The following is a 19,294-nucleotide window of genomic DNA, read 5'->3' as shown; positions in this document are numbered from 1 at the left end:
CGCCCGTGACCAGCGAGATCACCCTCTTCGTCAATCCCACCGCGGGCCGTGGCCGTGGCGCGCACGCGGCCCGCCCGGCCGCCCACGCGCTGCGGGAGGCCGGCCACCAGGTCCGTACCGTCGTCGGTCAGGACGCCGCCGACGCGCTGGCCCGGGCCCGGCAGGCGGTGGCCGGCGGCACCGGCGCACTGGTCGCGGTCGGCGGCGACGGCATGGTCTCACTGGCCCTCCAGGCGGTGGCCGGCACCGGTATCCCCTTCGGCGTGGTCGCGGTCGGCAGCGGCAACGACTTCGCCCGGGCCACCGGCCTGCCGGTCCGTAACCCCGCGGCGTCCGGTGCCGCGATAGCGGCGGCGCTGCGGGAGGGCCGCACCCGGGAGGTGGACCTGGGCAGGACCGGGGAGCGCTGGTTCGGCACGGTGCTCGCCTCCGGCTTCGACTCCCGGGTCAACGACCGCGGCAACCGGATGCGGTGGCCGGCCGGCCGGTTCCGCTACGACCTGGCGATGCTCGCCGAGCTGGCCGCGCTGCGCCCGATCCCCTACCGGCTCCGGCTCGACGACGCACCCGAGCGGGAGATCGAGGCCACCTTGATCGCGGTCGGCAACGGCACCTCCTACGGCGGCGGCATGCGGATCTGCGCGGACGCCCGGATGGACGACGGGCTCTTCGACGTATGCGTGGTCGGGCCGTGCAGCCGCACCACCCTGCTGCGGGTCTTCCCGCGGGTCTACCGGGGCACCCACCCCAGCCACCCGGTGGTGACCGTGCACCGTGCCGCCCGGGTCGGTCTGGCCGCCGACGGCATCACCGGCTACGCGGACGGCGAGCGGGTCGGGCCGCTGCCGCTGGCCGCCCGGACGGTGCCCCGGGCGCTGCGGCTGCTGGTCTGAGCCGGGCCCGGGCCGCGCCGCCCGGGGCAGGCGCCGGCCGGCGAGACAAAGATCACGCGCCGTGTCGGTGGTGGCAGGTAGGCTCATTGACGAGATGACCGAAGAGATGTCACCAGCCGAGCGCTATGCGGCCAGCCGGCGCCGCGCCGCCGAGAACGCCACCGCACTCGCCCAGTTCCGCGAGCTGTACGAGTTCGGCCTCGACCCCTTCCAGATAGAGGCCTGCCAGGCACTTGAGGCGGGCAGCGGGGTTCTGGTCGCCGCGCCCACCGGGTCGGGCAAGACGATCGTCGGCGAGTTCGCCGTCCACCTGGCCCTCGCCGAGGGCCGCAAATGCTTCTACACCACGCCCATCAAGGCGCTCTCCAACCAGAAGTACAACGACCTCGCCAAGCGCTACGGCGCCGACAAGGTCGGCCTGCTCACCGGCGACAACAGTGTCAACGGTGACGCCCCGGTGATCGTCATGACCACCGAAGTGCTGCGGAACATGCTGTACGCGAACTCCCCGGCACTGGAGGGCCTCGGCTATGTGGTGATGGACGAGGTGCACTACCTCTCCGACCGCTTCCGCGGCGCGGTCTGGGAAGAGGTGATCATCCACCTGCCACCGTCGGTGACCCTGGTCTCGCTCTCCGCGACCGTCTCCAACGCCGAGGAGTTCGGCGACTGGCTGGACACGGTGCGCGGTGACACCAAGGTGATCGTCTCCGAGCACCGGCCGGTGCCGCTGTGGCAGCACGTGATGGCCGGCCGCCGGATGTACGACCTCTTCGAGGAGAAGGCCGGCGGTGCCGGTCAGCAGGCCGGCCGCCGCGAGGTCAACGCCGACCTGCTGCGACTGGCCCGCGAGGAGAACCAGCGGACCTTCCACCCGCGGGCCAAGCGCGGCCGGGAGGCCGACCGCGAGCGTGAGCGCCGGGCCCGCAGCCGGATGTGGACACCCAGCCGCGCCGAGGTGATCGACCGCCTCGACTCCGAGGGACTGCTGCCGGCGATCACCTTCATCTTCAGCCGGGCCGGCTGCGAGGCGGCCGTCCAGCAGTGCCTCTACGCCGGGCTGCGGCTCAACAACGACGAGGGCCGCGCCAGGGTGCGGGCCATCGTGGAGGAGCGCACCCGCGCCATCCCCGACGAGGACCTGCACGTACTCGGCTACTTCGAGTGGCTGGAGGGCCTGGAGCGCGGTATCGCCGCCCACCACGCGGGCATGCTGCCGACGTTCAAGGAAGTCGTCGAGGAACTCTTCGTCCAGGGCCTGGTCAAGGCGGTCTTCGCCACCGAGACGCTGGCGCTCGGCATCAACATGCCGGCGCGCACGGTGATCCTGGAGAAGCTCGTCAAGTGGAACGGCGAGACCCACGCCGACATCACCCCCGGCGAGTACACCCAGCTCACCGGCCGCGCCGGCCGCCGCGGCATCGACGTCGAGGGGCACGCGGTGGTGCTCTGGCAGCGCGGCTTCGACCCGGGCGCCGTCGCGGGACTGGCCGGCACCCGTACGTATCCGCTGCGGTCGTCCTTCAAGCCGTCGTACAACATGGCGGTCAACCTGGTCGGCCAGTTCGGACGGCACCGCTCCCGCGAACTGCTGGAGACGTCCTTCGCGCAGTTCCAGGCGGACCGCAGCGTTGTCGGCATCTCCAAGCAGGTGCAGCGCAACGAGGAGGGGCTCGACGGCTACAAGGGCTCGATGACCTGCCACCTCGGCGACTTCGACGCGTACATGCGGCTGCGCCGTGAGCTGAAGGACCGCGAGGCCGAACTCTCCCGGCGGGGCGCGACGCTGCGCCGGGCGGCGGCCTCCGAGGCGCTGGAGAAGCTCAAGCCCGGCGACATCATCCATGTGCCGGCCGGCAAGTACGCGGGCCTGGCGCTGGTGCTCGAGCCCGGACTTCCGGCCGGGCGGGCGAGCGGCGGCCGGTACGGCGAGGAGTACCACGACGGTCCCCGGCCGCTGGTGCTCACCGCCGAGCGGCAGGTCAAGCGGCTGGCGCAGATAGACTTCCCGGTGCCGGTGGAGGCGCTGGACCGGATGCGCATCCCCAAGACCTTCAACCCGCGCAGCCCGCAGTCCCGCCGGGATCTGGCCTCCGCGATGCGCAGTAAGGCCGGCACGGCCGGCTGGTCGGGGCCCTCCCGGCACCGCAAGGAGCGCTCGGCCGCGGCCGACGACACCGAGATCGCCCGGCTCCGCTCGGAGATCAGGGCCCACCCCTGCCACGGCTGCGACGAGCGTGAGGACCACGCCCGCTGGGCCGAGCGCTACCACCGGCTGCGCCGCGACACCCGGCAGCTGGAACGCCGGATCGAAGGCCGCACCAACACCATCGCGCGCACCTTCGACCGGGTCTGCTCGGTGCTCACCGAACTGGGCTACCTGGAGGGCGACAAGGTCACCCCGGAGGGCCGCAGGCTCGCCCGGCTCTACGGCGAACTCGACCTGCTGGCCAGCGAATGCCTGCGCGACGGGGTGTGGGACGGTCTCGGCCCGGCCGAACTGGCCGCCTGCGCCTCGGCACTTGTCTTCGAGTCCCGGCAGTCCGACGACGCGGTGTCGCCGAAGCTGCCCACCGGCAACGCGAAAGCCGCGCTGGCGGAGATGGTGAGGATCTGGGGCCGGCTCGACGCCCTGGAGGAGGACCGCGGGATCAGCCAGACCGAGGGTGTCGGCCAGCGGGAGCCGGACCTGGGCTTCGCCTGGGCCGCCTACCGTTGGGCGTCCGGGCACGGCCTCGACTCGGTGCTCTCCGACGCCGACATGCCGGCCGGTGACTTCGTACGGTGGTGCAAGCAACTGATCGACGTCCTGGGCCAGATCGGCAACGCGGCGCCGGAGAACAGCCCGGTGCGGCGGAACTCGCGCCGTGCGGTGGACGCGCTGCTGCGCGGAGTGGTGGCGTACTCCTCGGTGGGCTGAGGCTTCCGGGCCCGCGCCGTGCGGCGGTGCGGGCCCAGGCCGACTGGGTCAGGGGTTCAGAGGTTCAGGGGGGGCAGGACTCAGCCGTGCGTGGGGCGGGTGGCGGCCGCGGCCAGGGCGCCGACCGCCGCGGCCAGACGCCGCGGGTCGCCGTCGGGTGCCAGCAGTTGTACGAGGTCGCCGTCGAAGGCGGCCAGCAGGATGTGCGCGGTGGCGGCGGCGTCGAAGCCGGGGTCCTCGGGGTGTGTCAAGGTCAGCAGCCCGGTGACGTGGGAGTGCCAGCAGACATAGGTCGGATCGTGGAACTTGCCCGTGGTGCAGGCCTGTTCATGGGCGGCGAGCAGCGCCACATTGCGTACTGCCAGTTCGGCCAGCGCCTCCAGAAAGGCCCGCAGCCGCTCGGCGGGCGGGGCGCCAGGGCCGAGCGGGGGAGCACCGGCCCGGACCGACTCGGTCATCTCGGCGGCGCGTTCCTCCAGCAGCGCGGTGAACAGACCGGTGCGGGACCCGAACCGGCGGAAGACGGTGCCTTTCCCGACGCCGGCGGCCACCGCGACCTGGTCGAGGGTGACGTGCGGTCTGCCGCTCTGGCTCAGCAGCCGTTCGGCCGCGGCCAGTACGGCCCGGCGGTTGCGGGCGGCGTCGGCGCGTTCATGACGCGGGGCGGGCATTGAGGCGGCTCCCTTCGGCGGGCGGCACCGGTTCCCTGGGGGCAAACGGACCTTTGGTCCGCATCGTATCCCGATAAAAACGGACTCGCGGTCCGATCCGGGTCCGGTTGTGCCGCCCGCCCGCCTGCCGCCCGCCTGCCGCCACCCGGTCCCGCTACCGGGTGGCGTCCAAGTAGGCCCGCCAGCCGCCGTACGCGGTGATGTCCTCGGCGTCCTGGAGGGCCAGGGGCTCGCAGAGGAAGCCGGGGGTGCTGGACCCGTCGGCGAGTTCGACGCTGCCGAGGGCCATGGGGCAGGGAAGGGCGGCCAGGAAGCGGCCGAGGGCGGCGGCCGGCAGCTCCCAGACCTCCGCCTCGATGGCGGCGCCGCCGTCCGCGACCCGGACCAGGCCCGGTTTCCGGGGCGTGGTGGGCAGGGCGTACAGGCGGTACGACGCGGCGGTCGTGGTGGTGGTGAGCAGGCGGGCGCCCAGGCCGCGGAGCTGGTGGTTCAACGGTCCGCCGGTGAGATGGGCGCCCACCACGCTGATGCGCAGCGGCGGTTCGAGCAGGCCCGCGACCTCGGCGACACGGTCGTCGCACTGCGCGGGGCCGAGCAGCATCACGCCGAACGGGCGGCCGTCCACCTCGCCGGCCGGCACCGCGACCGCGCAGAGATCCAGCAGATTGGCGGAGTTGGTGAATCTGCCCAGCCGGCTGTTGCTGCCCACCGGATCGGCGGCCACCTCGCCGAGCGTCGGGTGACCCGGCACGGTGGGCAGCAACAGGGCGTCGGCGTCGCCGAGTTCGGCCATGGCGAGGGTACGCAGCGCGGACAGGCGCGCCTGGTCGGCGAAGAGCCGGTGCGCGGGCAGCTCGCGGGCGGCGGTGATGATACGGGCCACGGTCGGATCGAGGTCCGCGGCGCCGGCGTGCTTGTCGATGAAGTCGCCCACCGCGGTGTAGCGCTCGGCGACGAACGCGCCCTCGTAGAGCAGGGCGGCGGCGGCCGAGAAGGGCGTCAGATCGGCCGGGCGGATGACGGCGCCGGCCCTCGCGAGGCGGGCGACGGCCCGGTCGTAGGCGTCGGCCCAGCCGGGGTCCAGCTCGCCGAGGTCCGCCCGGCGGGCGACAGCCGCCCGCCAGGGGCCGGGGCGGCGCGGTGGCGGCGCCGGGCTCGCCAGCAGGGACAGGGCGTGCCGGGCCTCGGGGAGGGTGCGGGCGAACACGGTCACGCAGTCCAGGCTCGCGCACGCCGGGACGACGCCTTCGGTGGAGACCAGGCCGCGGGTCGGTTTCAGACCGACGACGCCGTTGAGGGCCGCCGGGACGCGCCCCGAGCCCGCGGTGTCCGTACCCAGGGCAAGGTCGGCGATGCCGAGGGCGACGACGACGGCCGAGCCGGCCGAGGAACCGCCGCTGATACGGGTCGGATCGACGGCGTTGCGGACGGCTCCGTACGGGCTGCGGGTGCCGACCAGGCCGGTGGCGAACTGGTCCATGTTCGTCGTGCCGAGGACGACGGCGCCGGCCGCGCGCAGGGCGGCGACCGCGGGGGCGTCGGCCTGCGGGGCGTAGGCGTAGGAGGGGCAGCCCGCGGTGGTCATCAGCCCCGCCACATCGATGTTGCCCTTGACCGCGAGGGTCGTTCCGGCGAGCGGCAGCGCTTCTCCGCCGGCCACCCGTGCGTCCACCTGCCGGGCGTCGGCTTCCGCGGCGGCCTGCGGGCGCACCGTGATCCACGCCTCGGGGCGGTCCACCTCGGCCAGGCGCGCGTAGGCCGCCGTGACCCGTGCGAGGGCGCTCATGACTGCGGGGCTCCTCTCTGCTCGGTGCCGCGGCCGTGCGGTGCTGCCGGGCTGCCCTGGAGTGGGGCGAGCGTCAGCAGTGGTGTGCCGGGGAGCACCTGGGTGCCGGGGGCCACGAGGATCCGGTCGACGCGGCCGGGAGCGGGGGAGGTGATGGGGGACTCCATTTTCATGGCCTCCAGGGTGAGGAGACGCTGGCCGGCGGTGACGGTGTCGCCGGGACGGACCGAGAGCTGCCAGACGCTTGCCGCCAGGTCGGAGTCGACGGTGCGGCCACCGGGGGGGACGGTGAAGGCGGCCGGCGGGGGCGCCGTCGGGGCCTCGGCGCGGGTGAACTCGCCGGCGGCTTCCCAGGCGTCGCGCTCGGCGGCGAAAGCGGCGGACTGGCGCGCGCGGAAGGCCGCGATGGAGGGGGCGTTGGCGGCGAGGAAACGCTGGTGGTCGGCGAGGGCGAAGTGGCCCTCCTCGACGTGGAGATCGAGCCGTCCAGCGGCCATGTCCGCCCGCAGATCGAGGAGTTCGTCCGCGGTGACCGGATACCACCGGATGCGGTCGAAGAACCGGAGCAGCCACGGCCGGGGGCGGCGGGAGGACCAGACCTGGACGGTGCGCCCGACGAACTGGTAACCGCCCGGCCCTTCCATGCCGTAGACGCAGAGATAGGCGCCGCCGATGCCGACGGAGTTCTCCGCGGTCCAGGTGCGGGCCGGGTTGTACTTGGTGGTCACCAGGCGGTGCCGGGGGTCGAGCGGGGTGGCGACGGGCGCGCCGAGATAGACGTCGCCGAGGCCGAGGACGAGGTATTCCGCGTCGAAGACGGTGCGCTGGACGTCGTCCACCGAGTCGAGCCCGTTGATCCGCCGGATGAACTCGATGTTCCAGGGGCACCACGGCGCGTCGTCACGGACCCCGGCCATGTAGCGGGCGATGGCCTCGCGGGTGGCGGGGTCGTCCCAGGACAGCGGCAGGTGGACGGTGCGGCTGGGCACCACCAGCTGGTCGGCGGGCGGGAGTTGGTCCTCCGCCTCGCGGACGAGGCCGAGCAGTTTGCCGGTGGGGAGGACCGCGGGGTCGACATGGATCTGCAGCGACCGGATGCCGGGGGTGAGGTCGACCACGCCGGGCAGCCGCCGGGCGGCCAGATGGCCGGCGAGCGCGTGCACCCGCATCCGCAGCGCGAGATCGAGCTGCATGGGACCGTACTCGACCAGCAGATTGTCGTCACCGCTGCGCCGGTACGTCACGGCCGGGCGCGCCGCGGTCTCCTCGGCGCGCCCCAGGATCCCGCCGTCGGCGATCACCGGGCGGGTGGGCAGCGGCGTGGCGGCGGGCGCGTCGCGCAGCGCCGCCGCCGCGTCGTCGCCGACCGGCACGAACCGTACGGTGTCGCCCGGCCGCAACTGCCCCAGCTTCCAGCGCTGACCGGTGACCACGGTCGCCGGGCAGACGAAGCCGCCGAGCGAGGGGCCGTCGGGCCCGAGCAGCACCGGCATGTCGCCGGTGTAGTCGACGGCGCCGACCGCGTACGGCGTGTCGTGGATGTTCGACGGATGCAGGCCCGCCTCGCCGCCGTCGCCGCGGGCCCAGCGCGGCTTGGGGCCGACCAGGCGGACGCCGGTGCGGGCCGAGTTGAAGTGGACGCTCCACGCGGCCTCGTAGAAGTCCCTGATGTCCTGCTCGGTGAAGAACTCCGGTGCCGCGTGCGGCCCTTCGACCGCCCCCAGCTCCCAGGCGGTGCCGATCGCCGGCCGCCGGGCCGCCGGCACCGGTGCGCCGGTGGCCGTACCGCCGCCGTGCAGGACGTCACCGGCCCGCAGCGTACGGCCGCCGTGGCCGCCGAATCCGCCGAGGGTGAAGGTGGCCGCGCTGCCCAGGAAACGGGGGACGTCGAGGCCGCCGGCGACGAGCACGTAGGTGCGCAGGCCCGACTCCCGCGGTGCGGACACGTCGAGTTCGGCCCCCGCGGGCACCGTCACCGGTGTCCACTGCGGCACCGTACGGCCGTCCACCGTCACCAGGGCCGGGGCGCCGGTGACACACACCGTGGTGGGGTGGCTGAAGCGCAACGCCGGTCCCTGCAGGGTGCATTCGAGACCGGGCGCGCCTTCTGCGTTGCCCAGTGCCGCGTTGCCGAGCCGGAAGGAGAGGTCGTCCATCGGTCCGCACGGCGGCACACCGACGTCCCACAGCCCGGTGCGGCCGGGCCAGTCCTGGACGGTGGTGAGGGTGCCGGGCCGGACCACATCGATCCGCCGGGAGGTGTCGTGGATGCCGGCCAGGGTCGCGGTGTGGTGGGTGGCGGCACGCAGCCGGGGGTCGGCGACGGCGGCGCGCAGCAGGCCGAGGTTGGTCTCGATGCCGTCGATCCTGGTCGCCGCCAGGGCGTCGGCGAGCTTGTCCAGCGCGTCGGCCCGGTCCGTACCGTGGGCGATCACCTTGGCGAGCATCGGGTCGTAGGAGGCGGTGACTTCGGTGCCGGTCTCGACCCAGGTGTCGACCCGGACACCGGCCGGGAAGGCCACCTGCGTGAGCTGTCCGGCGCTCGGCCGGTACCCGCGCCGGGGATCTTCGGCGTAAATCCGGGCCTCTACGGCGTGTCCGACTCGCTTTGTCGACAAGGTGATCGGCGTGTCGTCGCCGTTCGCCAGCGCCAGCATCCACTCCACGAGGTCCACCCCGCGGGTCTCCTCGGTGACCGGATGTTCCACCTGCAGCCGGGTGTTGACCTCAAGGAAGTACGCTTCCCCGCGCTCGGCGTCGTACACGAACTCCACCGTGCCGGCCGACCGGTAGTCCACCGAGGCGCACAACGCCCGTGCGCTGTCGGCGAGTTGTTTCCGCACGGCGCCGGGCAGCCCGGGCGCCGGGGCTTCTTCGAGGACCTTTTGATGGCGTCGCTGGAGGGAGCAGTCCCGGTCGCCCAGGGTCAGTACCCGGCCGCGGCCGTCGCCGAAGACCTGCACTTCGACATGGCGGGCCCGCTCCACCAGCCGCTCCAGGAAGAGCGCCCCCGGCCGGCCGCCTTCGGCGGGCGGGGAATCCGCCGCGGAGAAGCCGGCCGCGGCCACCCGCCGCACCGGCTCCCAGGCGGCGGCGAGTTCTTCGGGGGAGCGGCAGGCGCGCATCCCGATGCCGCCGCCGCCACCGGTGGCCTTGAGCATCACCGGGTAGCCCAGCGACCGCGCGGACTCCAGCGCGGTGTCGAGGTCCGGCAGCAGACCGGTGCCGGGCAGCATCGGCACCCCGGCCGCCGCGGCGGCCTCGCGCGCGGTGTGCTTGGCGCCGAAGAGCTCCAGCTGGCGGGGCGTCGGGCCGACGAAGACCAGCCCCTGCGCCTCGCAGCGGCGGGCGAACTCCGCGTCCTCGGAGAGGAATCCGTAGCCCGGGTGGACCGCGCCCGCGCCGCCTTCACGGGCCGCGGCGAGCACCGCCGCGGTGTCGAGATAGCTGGACCTGGCGGGCGCCGGGCCGAGCCGGACCGCGGTGTCGGCGAGGCGGACGTGCGGGGCGCCCCGGTCCGGGTCGGAGAAGACGGCGACGGTGCGCAGGCCCATCCGGCGGGCGGTACGGATGATCCGGACGGCGATCTCACCGCGGTTGGCGACGAGCAGGGTGTCGAAGCGCCCGCCGGCCGGGCTCATACGCGCGCCGCCGCTGCGCGGAGCTCCGGCAGGAGCGCCGCGGCCTCGCCCGGCGGCGTCACCGTCATCCGTACCGGCGTCGGGTCGAAGCCGTTGCAGGGGTTGTTGATCTGCGGGCAGTTGGAGACCAGCACGAGCACGTCGGTCTCCGCGCGCAGCACCACTTCGAGGCCGGGCGCGGAGATGCCGTCCACGATGCCGAGGGTGCCGTCCGCCTCCACCGGCACATTCATGTACCAGTTGACGTTGCTGACCAGGTCCCGCTTGCCGAGCCCGTAACGCGCGCCCTCGGCCAGGAAGTTGTCCACGCAGGCGTGCTGTGACCAGGTGTGGTGGCCGTAGCGCAGGGTGTTGGACTCCTTGGAGCAGGCACCGCCGATCGTGTCGTGCCGGCCGCAGGTGTCGGCGACCACGGTCATCAGCGGGGTGTGCTCGTTGGAGAGCAGCACGCTGCCGGTGGTGAGGAAGATGCCGCCCTGGGCCTGGACGGTGTCCGGCGCGCTGTACCGCACGGCGGTGTCGTGGGCGTCGTAGACGAGGAAGTCGACGGCCTGGTTGCCGTGCAGGTCGGTGATGGTGAGGAAGGTGCCGGCCGGGAGCACCGCCGACCAGGGGGCGCGGGCCTCGACGGTGGTGGTGCTGATCATGCGATCCCCCTGGCGGCCAGGTGCTCGGCGGTGTTGAGGAAGGCGCGGCGGCCCTCCGGGGTGGTGTCCCACAGCGGGTCGTCCGGCGCGGTCGGCGCGGCCCGGCGGGCGCGGACCACCAACGGGCCGCAGGTGTACGCCGGCCGGGGGTCGAGCGGGTGCGGGACGTTCGCCAGCAGGACGGTCAGCGGCTGCTCGGCGCGGAGCGTGACCGCCGTGTCCTTCCCGGCCGAGCCGATGAACTCCACGGCACCGTCCGGCTCGACGCGTACGCCCTGGAAGAAGGAGAGCGAGGGCGGCAGATCGCGGGGCGCCAACCCGTGCTTGGCGGCGGCGAGTTTGAACAGTTCGCGGCCGGCGGGGGAGCGGCCGTGCGGTGCGCCGTCACCGTAGCGGGCCTGGTTGCGTACCGCCGTGGACGTACCGCACAGGGCGTCGTGCCGGCCGCTGGTGTCCGCGATCAGCGAGGCGAGCACCCGGCCCTGGTCGGACAGCAGAAGGCTGCCCGCGCCGAGGTAGGCGTTCCACTGGACCTTGGTCGTGTCGGCGGTGCTGAGACGTTCCCAGGGGCGGCCGTCGGCGAAGAGGAGCAGGTGGGCGCAGGCGGTGCCGGTCGGGTCGGCCAGGCGCAGCTCGGTGCCGCGGGCCAGCGCCTTGTGGGTGTAGCCGCCGCCCGCGACCGTCTCGGCCCACAGCAGGCCGTCCGGCGGCGGCACGATCGGCATGGCGTCGGCGCGGGAGCCTTCCTGGGCGCGGGCGTGGTCCCGGGCGCCGGATGTCGTACCGGTCGTCGCTTCGGCCTTCGCGCCGGTCCTGGCGCCGGTCCTCGCTTTCGGCACGGTGCGGCACCTCCGTTCCGTATCGGCGGTTCTCGGTGGGGCGGTCTCTTCGCGGGGGGGGGCGCTCCGCGGCGGTCCCTTCGCGGCGGTCTCGGTGGGGGCCCGGTGGGCGCCGGCCGGGTGCTTCTGAGGTGGGCGCTTCCCGGTCCGGTGGCCGGGTGCTCCCGGTGCGGAGATTTCTGTCGCTCGACAGAAATTAGGCGGAGGGCGCTTCGGGACCGTTGCCCCGGGGTTGCGGCGCCGTTACCGGGTGCTCACGGCGCGGGACGGCCCGCGGCCTGTGCGACGATCGGCGGGTGAGCGTGAACGGGAAGCGGGTCGGGCGGCCGCGGGTCCAGCAGCGGCCGGACACCGGGATGAGCGCGCGGGAGGAACTGCTGACCGCCGCGGCGGAGCTCTTCACCACCCGCGGCTACACCGCCACGACGACCCGCGCGCTGGCCGAACGGGCGGGTATCCGGCAGGCGTCGATGTACCACTACGTCGGCGGCAAGGAGGACCTGCTTGCCGAGCTGCTGGAGGGCACGGTCACCCCCTCCCTGACGCTCGCCCGCGCGCTGCTCGCCGACGCCTCACGGCCGGCCGAGGCCCGGCTGTGGGAGCTGTGCCGCTCCGACGCCGAACTGCTCTGCACGGGCCCCTACAACCTCGGCGCGCTCTACCTGCTGCCCGAGGTCGCCGCCCCCCGCTTCGCCGGCTTCCACCAGGCCCGGGCCGCCCTGAAGTCCGTCTACGGCGAGCTGCTCGGGGCGACCGGCGCCTGCGCGGGCCTCGCACCCGCCGACCTCGCGCTCCGTACCGACCTGCTCTTCGCCCTGATCGAGGGCCTCATCCTGGTCCGCCGCTCCACCCCCGACTTCACCGCGGCCGCCGCCGACGCGGCCCTGCGGATCGCCGGGGTCCCGGAGTCCGCCCTCCGTGAGCTGCGCTGACCAGCGCCGCCTGTCGTACCCGGCGTCCACCGTGGCGCCGCCGGCCCGCGCGACGAACCCCCGGGCGCCGGCAGGTCCTACTCCGGGTCCCAGGCCAGGAGCAGGTCGAAGAGGCGTCGGTCGCCCTCGGCCTTCTGGGAGTCCACCGGCACACGGCCGTACAGGGCCAGCACCAGCTCACCGGCCGTGCCCCAGAGGGAGGCGTCGGCCGCCTCCTCGTCGGGAGCGGGAGCGGTGCCTGGCGCGGGGAGGCGGGCGGTCCGGGCGCCGTCGGCGGACAGCCGCAGGCGCCAGGAGCGGCCCTCGGTGGCGTGGTAGTCGACGACCGCTGGCTCATGCGGCCACGCACTCGTCCCCGCGCAGCAGGTGGACAGGAACTCGTCGACCCCGTCGAGTGCCACCTCCTCCGGCAGCGGCTGCGGGGCGCCCAGGGTGACCTGGGCGTCGTAGGTGTGCACCGCGACCTCCTGGAGCTGGTGCCGGGCGACGGCACCGCAGGTCTGCGGCGACTGCGACGTACCCCACCAGGTCCAGCAGCCGCGGTCCGGGCCGGACTCCCGCAGTGCGCCCAGCAGTTGCTCCGTGGCCTCGGCCGACCAGGCCGTCAGGGCCTCGCGGTCCCGCGGAACAGCCGGGGCTCCCCCCGGCGCGGACATGGCCGCGGGAGCGTCGGCGGGCCCCGCGGCGACGATGCCGGCCCACCGGCGGCGCCCCTCGCCCAGGTGCCGCACCAGATCGAAGAGCGTCCACTCGGGGCAGGTCGGCACCCGCACGTCGAGGCTGGGCGCGGAGGCGACCGCGGCGCGGAAGGCGGCCGACCGTTCCCCGATCAGCCGCAGCAGGTCGGGGAACTCCAGAGTCTTGTCCACTCCGGCTGTCTATCACCGCCCTCCGCCGACCCGACAGCGATTTTCACCCCCGGCGCGGCGGCCACGCGGCACCGGCTCCGCGACCTTCTGCCTCGGCGCCGATCAGGAAGGACGAGGACGCGGAGACGGCCCGGACGCGGCGGACCGCCGCCGTCGCGCCCTCAGCGCCCTTGATGCCCGCCAGAGGAAGCCGAGGGTGAGGGCGGCGGCGAGGAAGAGGAGGGTGAACCACTGGAAGTACCAGTGCCCGCCCGAGGGGTCGTAGACCGCCGCGCGGGGCCAGGCGAGGTTGGCGGTCATGGCGAGGCCGTAGAGGAGGGCCAGGGTGTTGACGGGCAGGCCCCAACGGCCCAGGGAGAAGGCGGGGTTGCCCAGTTCGTCGGCGGCGGGCGGGAGTTGGCCGCGCAGGCGGCGCAGCAGCTGCGGGCCGGTGACCATGGCGTAGGCCAGGTAGAGCATCACGATGCAGGTGGTGCCGATGGCCAGCCACGCCTCGGGTGAGGAGAAGCTGAGCAGCAGGAGCGCGGCGGAGAGCACGCCGACCACCAGCGCGGGCGCGGCGGGCTGCCCGGTGCGGGGCGACACCCGGGACAGGGTGCGGGAGGAGGGAAGAGCGTCGTCGCGGGCCATCGAGAAGAGCATCCGGGTGGCCGACGTCTGGATGGCGAGGGTGGCCACCGCGACCGCGAGCGCCACATCGCAGAGCAGCACCCGGCCGAGACCGTCACCGAGCCGGCTGGTGAGTACGTACGACAGGCCCTCCGTGCCCAGGCGGCCGTCGGTGAGGCTGGGGGCGGCCAGCAGCGCGGCGAGTACGAGCAGGGAGGCCAGCACGCCGGCCGTGGTGAGCGCGGACAGGATCGTCCGGGGCGCGACCCGGCGCGGGTGGCGGGTCTCCTCGCTCATCTCGCCCGCGCTGTCGAAGCCGATCATGACGTAGGCAGCCGCGAAGGAGCCGATCAGCAGCGCGGCACCCCCGCCACCGCTGTGTACGGTGACCGAGGGCGTCCGGTCCGCGTGCGTGAAGAGCAGGACGACGATCAGTACCGCGCCGACGATCTCGGCGGTCACACCGATCCGGTTGACCAGCGACATCACCCGGTTGTCGAGCAGATTGACCGCGGTGGTCAGCGCCAGCAGCGCGATGCCGAGCACCGCCGCGTTGGCCGCGCCGTCCGACGAGACCGGTGAGGTGTCGGCGCCGACGAACTGGAACCCGGACCACACGGCGGGCAGGACGACCTGGAGCGCCAGCGCCGCCGCGGCGACCACCACGATCTGGCCGAGAACCATGATCCAGCCCGCGTACCAGCCGAAGACCTTGTTGCTGAGCCGGCTCGACCACTGGTAGATCGCCCCGGAGATCGGGTAGCGGGCGGCGAGTTCGGCGAAGCACGCGGCGACCAGGAGCTGCCCGATCAGGACCGCGGGCCAGGTCCAGAAGAAGCGGGGGCCGCCGAAGGAGTACCCGAAGGCGAAGAACTGGAAGACGGTGGTGAGGACCGAGATGAAGGAGAAGCCGGCCGCGAAGGAGGCGTACCGGCCGAGGCTGCGGTGGAGTTCCTGCCGGTAGCCGAAGCCGGCGAGGCCCGCGGTGTCCGGGCCGGTCCCGCCGGCTCCTTCGGGCGGGTCGGGGCGTACGTCGGAAGGTGCGGTGGCGGTCATGGCCGTCCCCCTGTCACGAATTCCTGTCGGGCGACAGAAATTAGGGACCCGGTGTTTCACCGCGATGTCCCGGCCATGTCGGCGACGGGCCGAAGTCCTCACGCGGGCGATCGGCGCCTGCGCCGCGGCCCCGCGGGCCCGCGGGCCCGGGCATCCGGCGCCGCGTGGGCCCAGGCATCCGGCCCCCGGGCCCCGGCCCCGGGCATCCGGGCCCCCGCCCCGGGCATCCGGCCCCGCGCGTGATCGGCTACTGACCGCCGCGCAGATAGCGGGTGACCATGGCCACCAGTTCGTTCTCGAACGTCCCGACCGGGGCGGTCCGCGGGTAGGCCATGAGCTTGTGCGTGTTCGTCTCCACGGTGAACACGATCAACTCGGCCGCGGTGTCGAGGTCTTGTACGTGGACGTCGGGGTGGCGGGCGAGGAGGTCGCGCACCTGGTCGACCCGCTTCTTCTCGTGCCGGGCGATGGTGTCGAGCAGTTCCCGCGAGACCGGCGCCTCCTCGAACATGATCCGCAGCAGCTGCGGGTCGTCGCGGTGGTTGTCGATCGCATCGCGGACCAGTGCTCGGACCGTCGCCGCCAGACTCCCGGCGGACAGGTCGAGTTGGTCGGCCTGCGTCCACTTGCCGCGGTCGATGTGCCGCACCAGCAGCTCGGCGAGGATGGCGTCCTTGTTCGGGAAGTACTGGTAGAGCGAGCCGATGGAGATGCGGGCGCGCTCGGCGATGCGGTTGGTGGTGCCCGCGGCGTAGCCGTGCTCGGCGAAAACGTGAGCAGCCGCGGTCAGGACGCGGTCCCGCGTGAGTTCCGCGCGCACCTGGCGGGGCTTGCGACGTGGCTGAAGACGGCGGTCGGCCGAGGGCATCCGGGGGCCTCCTCAAGGCGCGGAAAGCGAGTAGCCAAAGAGCTGAGCTATTGCTCACAATAGTGCCATGACCTGCGAAAACAAGGCCGTGCCGAATGTCGGGGGCAGGCCGTGATCCCCAAGGTGTACCTGCCCGAGTCACGCACGATGATCACAGCGGAGGTGCGCTGCCGTGAGGTCCTGCCGGCCGCCTCTACACCCTGGGTCGCGGGCGGGTCCCGGCTGGCTACGACGTTGCGGCGGCACCTGGTCAACGACCGTGGCGTGCCCCAGCGGGACATCTCCTTCTTCGGCTACTGGCGCCTGGGCCGGTCGACCCCCGGCTGAAAGGAATCCTTGTGCAGCGAGAAAACCAGGTGAGCGCACCGCGCCGGCTGACGACGGTGGACGAGGTCGAGGCCACCGTCGGCCGCCCGGCGCCGGCGGTCGTGCTCAAGCAGATCAGTTCCCTCGACGAGGGCTGCCGGACCGTCCTCGCCCGGTGCCCGATCGCGGCCCTCGGCTACCGGGACGCGGACGGCACCAGCAGAACGACCTTCATCGGCGGCGTACCGGGATTCGCACACGTCCACTCGCCCACCCGGATCTCGTTCTCCCTGCCCGGGGCCGGCGACCCGCGCGGTCCGGTCTCGTTCTTCTTCCTCCTGCCGGGCGTCGGGGAGATCCTGCGGGTCAACGGTTCGGTGGCCGCGCGGAAGGGCGCGGAGACGACCGTCGACATCCAGCAGGCGTACGTGCACTGCGCCCAGGCCGTCCTGCGGTCCCGCCTGTGGCAGCCGCCCGCCCCGGCCGGGCCGGTCACCGGGGTCGCGGGGGACGGCCCCCTGTGCCGGCCCGGCGTCGCCGGGTTCCTGGCCGCGGCACCGTTCCTCGCGCTGTCCACGTGGGACGCGTCCGGTGGGAGCGACACGAGTCCCCGCGGGGACCGGGGGGCGGCGGCACGGATCCTGGACAGCCGCACGCTCGTCATCCCGGACCGGAAGGGCAACAAACGCGCCGACACGCTCCACAACCTGCTGCAGGACGACAGGCTCTCGTTCGCCGCGCTCGTACCGGGCCGCAGCGGTGTGCTGCACGTCCGCGGCCGCGCCGCGATCACCGACGATCCCGCGCTGCTGGAGACGATGGCGCTGCGCGGGATGCCCCCGCACCTGGCGCTGCTCATCGACGTCGAGCACGCCGAGGTGACCGGCAACGACGCCGTGGCCCGCGCCCGGCTGTGGACCCCCGGCGCACACCTCGACCGGAGTACGGCGCCGAATCTGATAGCGATCGCGGGAGAACACCTCGCCGCCGGTTCGGCCGACGCCGAGGGCGGCCCACCCGCCTTCCTGCTGAAGCTCGTCGGGGCGGTCCCGGGGGTGAGCGGGCTGCTACGGCTGGCGGCGAACCGTCTCTACCGCTCGGGGCTGCGGAAGGAGGGCTACGAGGATCTCGAGCCCGGCGGGGAAGGGCGGCGCCGTGGCTTGCCGCGCCGGCGTCCTGCCGACGGCGGCGGGACGAAGGACGCCGGGCCGAAGGACGCCGGGACGGGCAGCCCGCTGCGGGAGGTGCGCGTCACCGAGGTGCGCAGACAGACACCGACCGCGGTCACCCTCGTACTTGAGGACGCCGGCCGGAACCCGGGACCGTTCGACTTCCGGCCCGGCCAGTTCTTCACCCTTGTCGCCGACATCGGCGGACGCCCGGTACGACGGGCCTATTCGGCCTCGTCGGCACCCGGATCGTCCCGGCTGGAGGTCACCGTCAAGCACGTCGAGGGCGGCCGGTTCTCCGGCTACGTGCACCGGAGCCTCCGGGCCGGGGACCGCCTCGCGGTGCGTGGCCCGTCGGGGTCCTTCCACACCGAACCGCAGCCCCCGGACGAGATCGTGCTCGTCGCGGCGGGCAGTGGCGTGACGCCGATGATGAGCATGATCCGCACCCGGCTCGCCGACCGGCAGGGCCGCGACCGGATCGCGCTGCTCTACAGCAGCCGCAGCACGGACGAGATCATCTTCGCCGAGGAGCTGACCCGGCTGGCGAAGGACCACCCCGGCCGGCTCTCGGTCACCCACGTCCTGACCAGCCGCGACGGGCGGATCGAGGCGGACGGCGTACGCCGCTGGATCACCGGCCTGGCCCCGGCAAGGGACGCCCACTACTACACCTGCGGTCCCGAACCGCTGATGGACGCGGTCCAGGGCGTCCTGGCCGGGCTGGGAGTCCCGGCCGGGCTGGTGCACCAGGAGCGCTTCGCCAGTGCGGCGGGCACCGGGGCCGAAGTGACGGTGCCGCGGGAGATGACCGTCGAGGAGGACGGGCACGCCGTCGGCACGGTGGTGGTCGAGCCCGGCCAGACACTGCTCGACGCGGGGCTCGCCGCGGGGCTGCCGATGCCGTACTCCTGCACGGTCGGGAACTGCGGGGACTGCATGGTGCGACTCCGCAGCGGAGAAGTCACGCAGAACGAGCCGAACTGCCTCACGCCGCAGCAGCGGGCCGACGGCTATGTCCTGGCGTGCGTGAGCTGCCCCCTGTCGAAGGTCACCCTCGACATCGCGGACCCGTGATCGCCGTCCTGCCGCCCCTCCGGGCCCAGCGAAACCAGGCCCGCACCCGCGGACGCCGACAGAGCGGGAAGGCCGGTGCGTCCTGGGCGGGTGCGTCGCCCTGCCCGGACCTGGCGGGCCTACCGGTCGGCGGTGCCTCGGGCGGCGGGGGTCAGGACTCCTGTTCGCGCTCCACCTGCTCGTTCCACTCCCGCTTCGACGCCTGCCAGCCGTCCTCGTCGGCGCCGCGCCGCCAGTAGCCGGAAATGGACAGGCGCTCGCGGGGGATGGCGCGGTCGAGGCGGAGGTGGCGGCGGAGGGTCTTGACGAAGCCCGCCTCGCCGTGGACGAAGACGTGCACGTCACCGGGCGGGAAGTCGAGCGCGGTGACGGCTGAGACGAGCGCGTCGCCGACGGGCCGGCCGGCCCGGTGGATCCAGCGGACCTCCGCCTCACCGGAGCTGAGCAGCTTCTGCTCCTCCGCCGGCCCGGACACCTCGACGAAGACCTTGGCGGACGCCCCCGGCGGCAGTTGCTCGACCGCCGCCGCGATGGCCGGAAGCGCGCTCTCGTCACCGGCGAGCAGATGCCAGTCGGCCGCCGGATCGGGCGCGTATCCCCCGCCGGGGCCGAAGAAGTCGATGGTGTCGCCGGGGCGGGCGGCGGCCGCCCAGGGCCCGGCCAGGCCCTCGTCGCCGTGGTGGACGAAGTCGACGGTGAGTTCGCGGGACGCGTCGTCCCAGGCCCGGACGGTGTACGTACGGGTCCGCGGCCACTGCTCGCGCGGCAGATCGCGCCGGATCGCTTCGATGTCCAGCGGCTCGGCGTAGCGCACGCCCTCCGGCGCGAAGAGCAGCTTGACGTAGTGGTCGGTGCACTCGCCGATGTCCAGCTGCGCGGCCGGATCGACGGCCAGCACCACCCGGATCATGTGCGGGGTGACCCGCTCGGTGCGCAGGACCGTACCCCGCTTGGCCGTGGGGGTCCTGCGCTGCGGTCGTTCGGCCATGAGTTCCCCGCTCTCTCGCTGAT

General features: G+C 73.7%; 14 protein-coding genes. 5 read left to right on the top strand and 9 right to left on the bottom strand.

What is annotated here, in order from left to right; all coding sequences use genetic code 11:
- Positions 1-5 precede the first annotated feature (5 nt).
- Entirely contained in the window at positions 6-893 is an 888-nt protein-coding gene (locus OG552_RS06415) for a diacylglycerol kinase (protein WP_329130217.1), read from the top strand.
- A 94-nt stretch (positions 894-987) separates the two neighbouring features.
- The gene (locus tag OG552_RS06410) at positions 988-3,813 is read left to right on the top strand and encodes a DEAD/DEAH box helicase (protein ID WP_329130216.1); all 2,826 of its coding nucleotides are present in this window, start codon (positions 988-990) and stop codon (positions 3,811-3,813) included.
- A gap of 80 nt (positions 3,814-3,893) precedes the next feature.
- Here the strand turns inward: OG552_RS06410 and OG552_RS06405 are convergent, their stop codons facing one another.
- The 5 genes from OG552_RS06405 to OG552_RS06385 all read right to left on the bottom strand — a co-directional run bounded on the left by OG552_RS06405 (position 3,894) and on the right by OG552_RS06385 (position 11,397).
- The gene (locus OG552_RS06405) at positions 3,894-4,484 is read right to left on the bottom strand and encodes a TetR/AcrR family transcriptional regulator (RefSeq protein ID WP_329130215.1); all 591 of its coding nucleotides are present in this window, start codon (positions 4,482-4,484) and stop codon (positions 3,894-3,896) included.
- A gap of 154 nt (positions 4,485-4,638) precedes the next feature.
- Positions 4,639-6,270, bottom strand: a complete 1,632-nt coding sequence (locus OG552_RS06400; protein WP_329130214.1) for an allophanate hydrolase — start codon at positions 6,268-6,270, stop codon at positions 4,639-4,641.
- The gene (gene uca / locus OG552_RS06395) at positions 6,267-9,911 is read right to left on the bottom strand and encodes an urea carboxylase (RefSeq protein WP_329130213.1); all 3,645 of its coding nucleotides are present in this window, start codon (positions 9,909-9,911) and stop codon (positions 6,267-6,269) included. Before uca ends, OG552_RS06400 begins: the two co-directional genes overlap by 4 nt.
- Positions 9,908-10,558 (bottom strand): urea amidolyase associated protein UAAP2, encoded by a 651-nt coding sequence (locus tag OG552_RS06390; RefSeq protein ID WP_329130212.1) that lies wholly within the window; start codon positions 10,556-10,558, stop codon positions 9,908-9,910. Before OG552_RS06390 ends, uca begins: the two co-directional genes overlap by 4 nt.
- Positions 10,555-11,397: an urea amidolyase associated protein UAAP1 gene (locus tag OG552_RS06385; protein ID WP_329130211.1), complete on the bottom strand. Its 843-nt coding sequence runs from the start codon at positions 11,395-11,397 to the stop codon at positions 10,555-10,557. Before OG552_RS06385 ends, OG552_RS06390 begins: the two co-directional genes overlap by 4 nt.
- A 356-nt stretch (positions 11,398-11,753) precedes the next feature.
- Between OG552_RS06385 and OG552_RS06380 the strand changes: the two genes are divergently transcribed.
- Positions 11,754-12,329 carry a TetR/AcrR family transcriptional regulator gene (locus tag OG552_RS06380; RefSeq protein ID WP_443071145.1) on the top strand — a complete coding sequence of 192 codons (576 nt, stop codon included), beginning with the start codon at positions 11,754-11,756 and terminating at the stop codon, positions 12,327-12,329.
- 77 nt (positions 12,330-12,406) lie between these two features.
- Here OG552_RS06380 and OG552_RS06375 read toward each other — a convergent pair whose 3' ends face one another.
- From OG552_RS06375 to OG552_RS06365, 3 genes are all read right to left on the bottom strand, one after another.
- The gene (locus OG552_RS06375; RefSeq protein ID WP_329130209.1) at positions 12,407-13,198 is read right to left on the bottom strand and encodes a maleylpyruvate isomerase family mycothiol-dependent enzyme; all 792 of its coding nucleotides are present in this window, start codon (positions 13,196-13,198) and stop codon (positions 12,407-12,409) included.
- A gap of 102 nt (positions 13,199-13,300) precedes the next feature.
- Positions 13,301-14,863 carry an amino acid permease gene (locus OG552_RS06370; RefSeq protein WP_329130208.1) on the bottom strand — a complete coding sequence of 521 codons (1,563 nt, stop codon included), beginning with the start codon at positions 14,861-14,863 and terminating at the stop codon, positions 13,301-13,303.
- A gap of 247 nt (positions 14,864-15,110) precedes the next feature.
- Positions 15,111-15,731, bottom strand: coding sequence for a TetR/AcrR family transcriptional regulator (locus OG552_RS06365; RefSeq protein ID WP_329130207.1), 621 nt, complete (start codon positions 15,729-15,731; stop codon positions 15,111-15,113).
- A 111-nt stretch (positions 15,732-15,842) separates the two neighbouring features.
- Between OG552_RS06365 and OG552_RS06360 the strand changes: the two genes are divergently transcribed.
- Both OG552_RS06360 and OG552_RS06355 read left to right on the top strand, forming a co-directional pair.
- A complete protein-coding gene (locus OG552_RS06360) occupies positions 15,843-16,058 on the top strand; it encodes an SIP domain-containing protein (protein WP_329130206.1) in 216 nt (71 codons plus the stop codon).
- Positions 16,059-16,069: 11 nt separating this feature from the next.
- Positions 16,070-18,283: a 2Fe-2S iron-sulfur cluster-binding protein gene (locus tag OG552_RS06355; protein WP_329130205.1), complete on the top strand. Its 2,214-nt coding sequence runs from the start codon at positions 16,070-16,072 to the stop codon at positions 18,281-18,283.
- A gap of 151 nt (positions 18,284-18,434) precedes the next feature.
- Here OG552_RS06355 and OG552_RS06350 read toward each other — a convergent pair whose 3' ends face one another.
- Entirely contained in the window at positions 18,435-19,271 is an 837-nt protein-coding gene (locus OG552_RS06350; RefSeq protein ID WP_329130204.1) for a siderophore-interacting protein, read from the bottom strand.
- Positions 19,272-19,294: the final 23 nt, after the last annotated feature.

Origin of the sequence: Streptomyces sp. NBC_01476, assembly GCF_036227265.1 — a bacterium.
In the GTDB taxonomy this organism is placed as follows: domain Bacteria; phylum Actinomycetota; class Actinomycetes; order Streptomycetales; family Streptomycetaceae; genus Actinacidiphila.
This window is presented reverse-complemented; position numbering and strand designations above follow the sequence as displayed.

Bases quoted from the DNA above. Each gene is read 5' to 3' on its own strand.
- OG552_RS06380 (WP_443071145.1), top strand. From the start codon at position 11,754: ATGAGCGCGCGGGAGGAACTGCTGACCGCCGCGGCGGAGCTCTTCACC.
- OG552_RS06390 (WP_329130212.1), bottom strand. From the start codon at position 10,558: ATGATCAGCACCACCACCGTCGAGGCCCGCGCCCCCTGGTCGGCGGTG.
- OG552_RS06350 (WP_329130204.1), bottom strand. From the start codon at position 19,271: ATGGCCGAACGACCGCAGCGCAGGACCCCCACGGCCAAGCGGGGTACG.
- OG552_RS06370 (WP_329130208.1), bottom strand. From the start codon at position 14,863: ATGACCGCCACCGCACCTTCCGACGTACGCCCCGACCCGCCCGAAGGA.
- OG552_RS06400 (WP_329130214.1), bottom strand. From the start codon at position 6,270: ATGAGCGCCCTCGCACGGGTCACGGCGGCCTACGCGCGCCTGGCCGAG.
- uca (WP_329130213.1), bottom strand. From the start codon at position 9,911: ATGAGCCCGGCCGGCGGGCGCTTCGACACCCTGCTCGTCGCCAACCGC.
- OG552_RS06410 (WP_329130216.1), top strand. From the start codon at position 988: ATGACCGAAGAGATGTCACCAGCCGAGCGCTATGCGGCCAGCCGGCGC.
- OG552_RS06405 (WP_329130215.1), bottom strand. From the start codon at position 4,484: ATGCCCGCCCCGCGTCATGAACGCGCCGACGCCGCCCGCAACCGCCGG.
- OG552_RS06365 (WP_329130207.1), bottom strand. From the start codon at position 15,731: ATGCCCTCGGCCGACCGCCGTCTTCAGCCACGTCGCAAGCCCCGCCAG.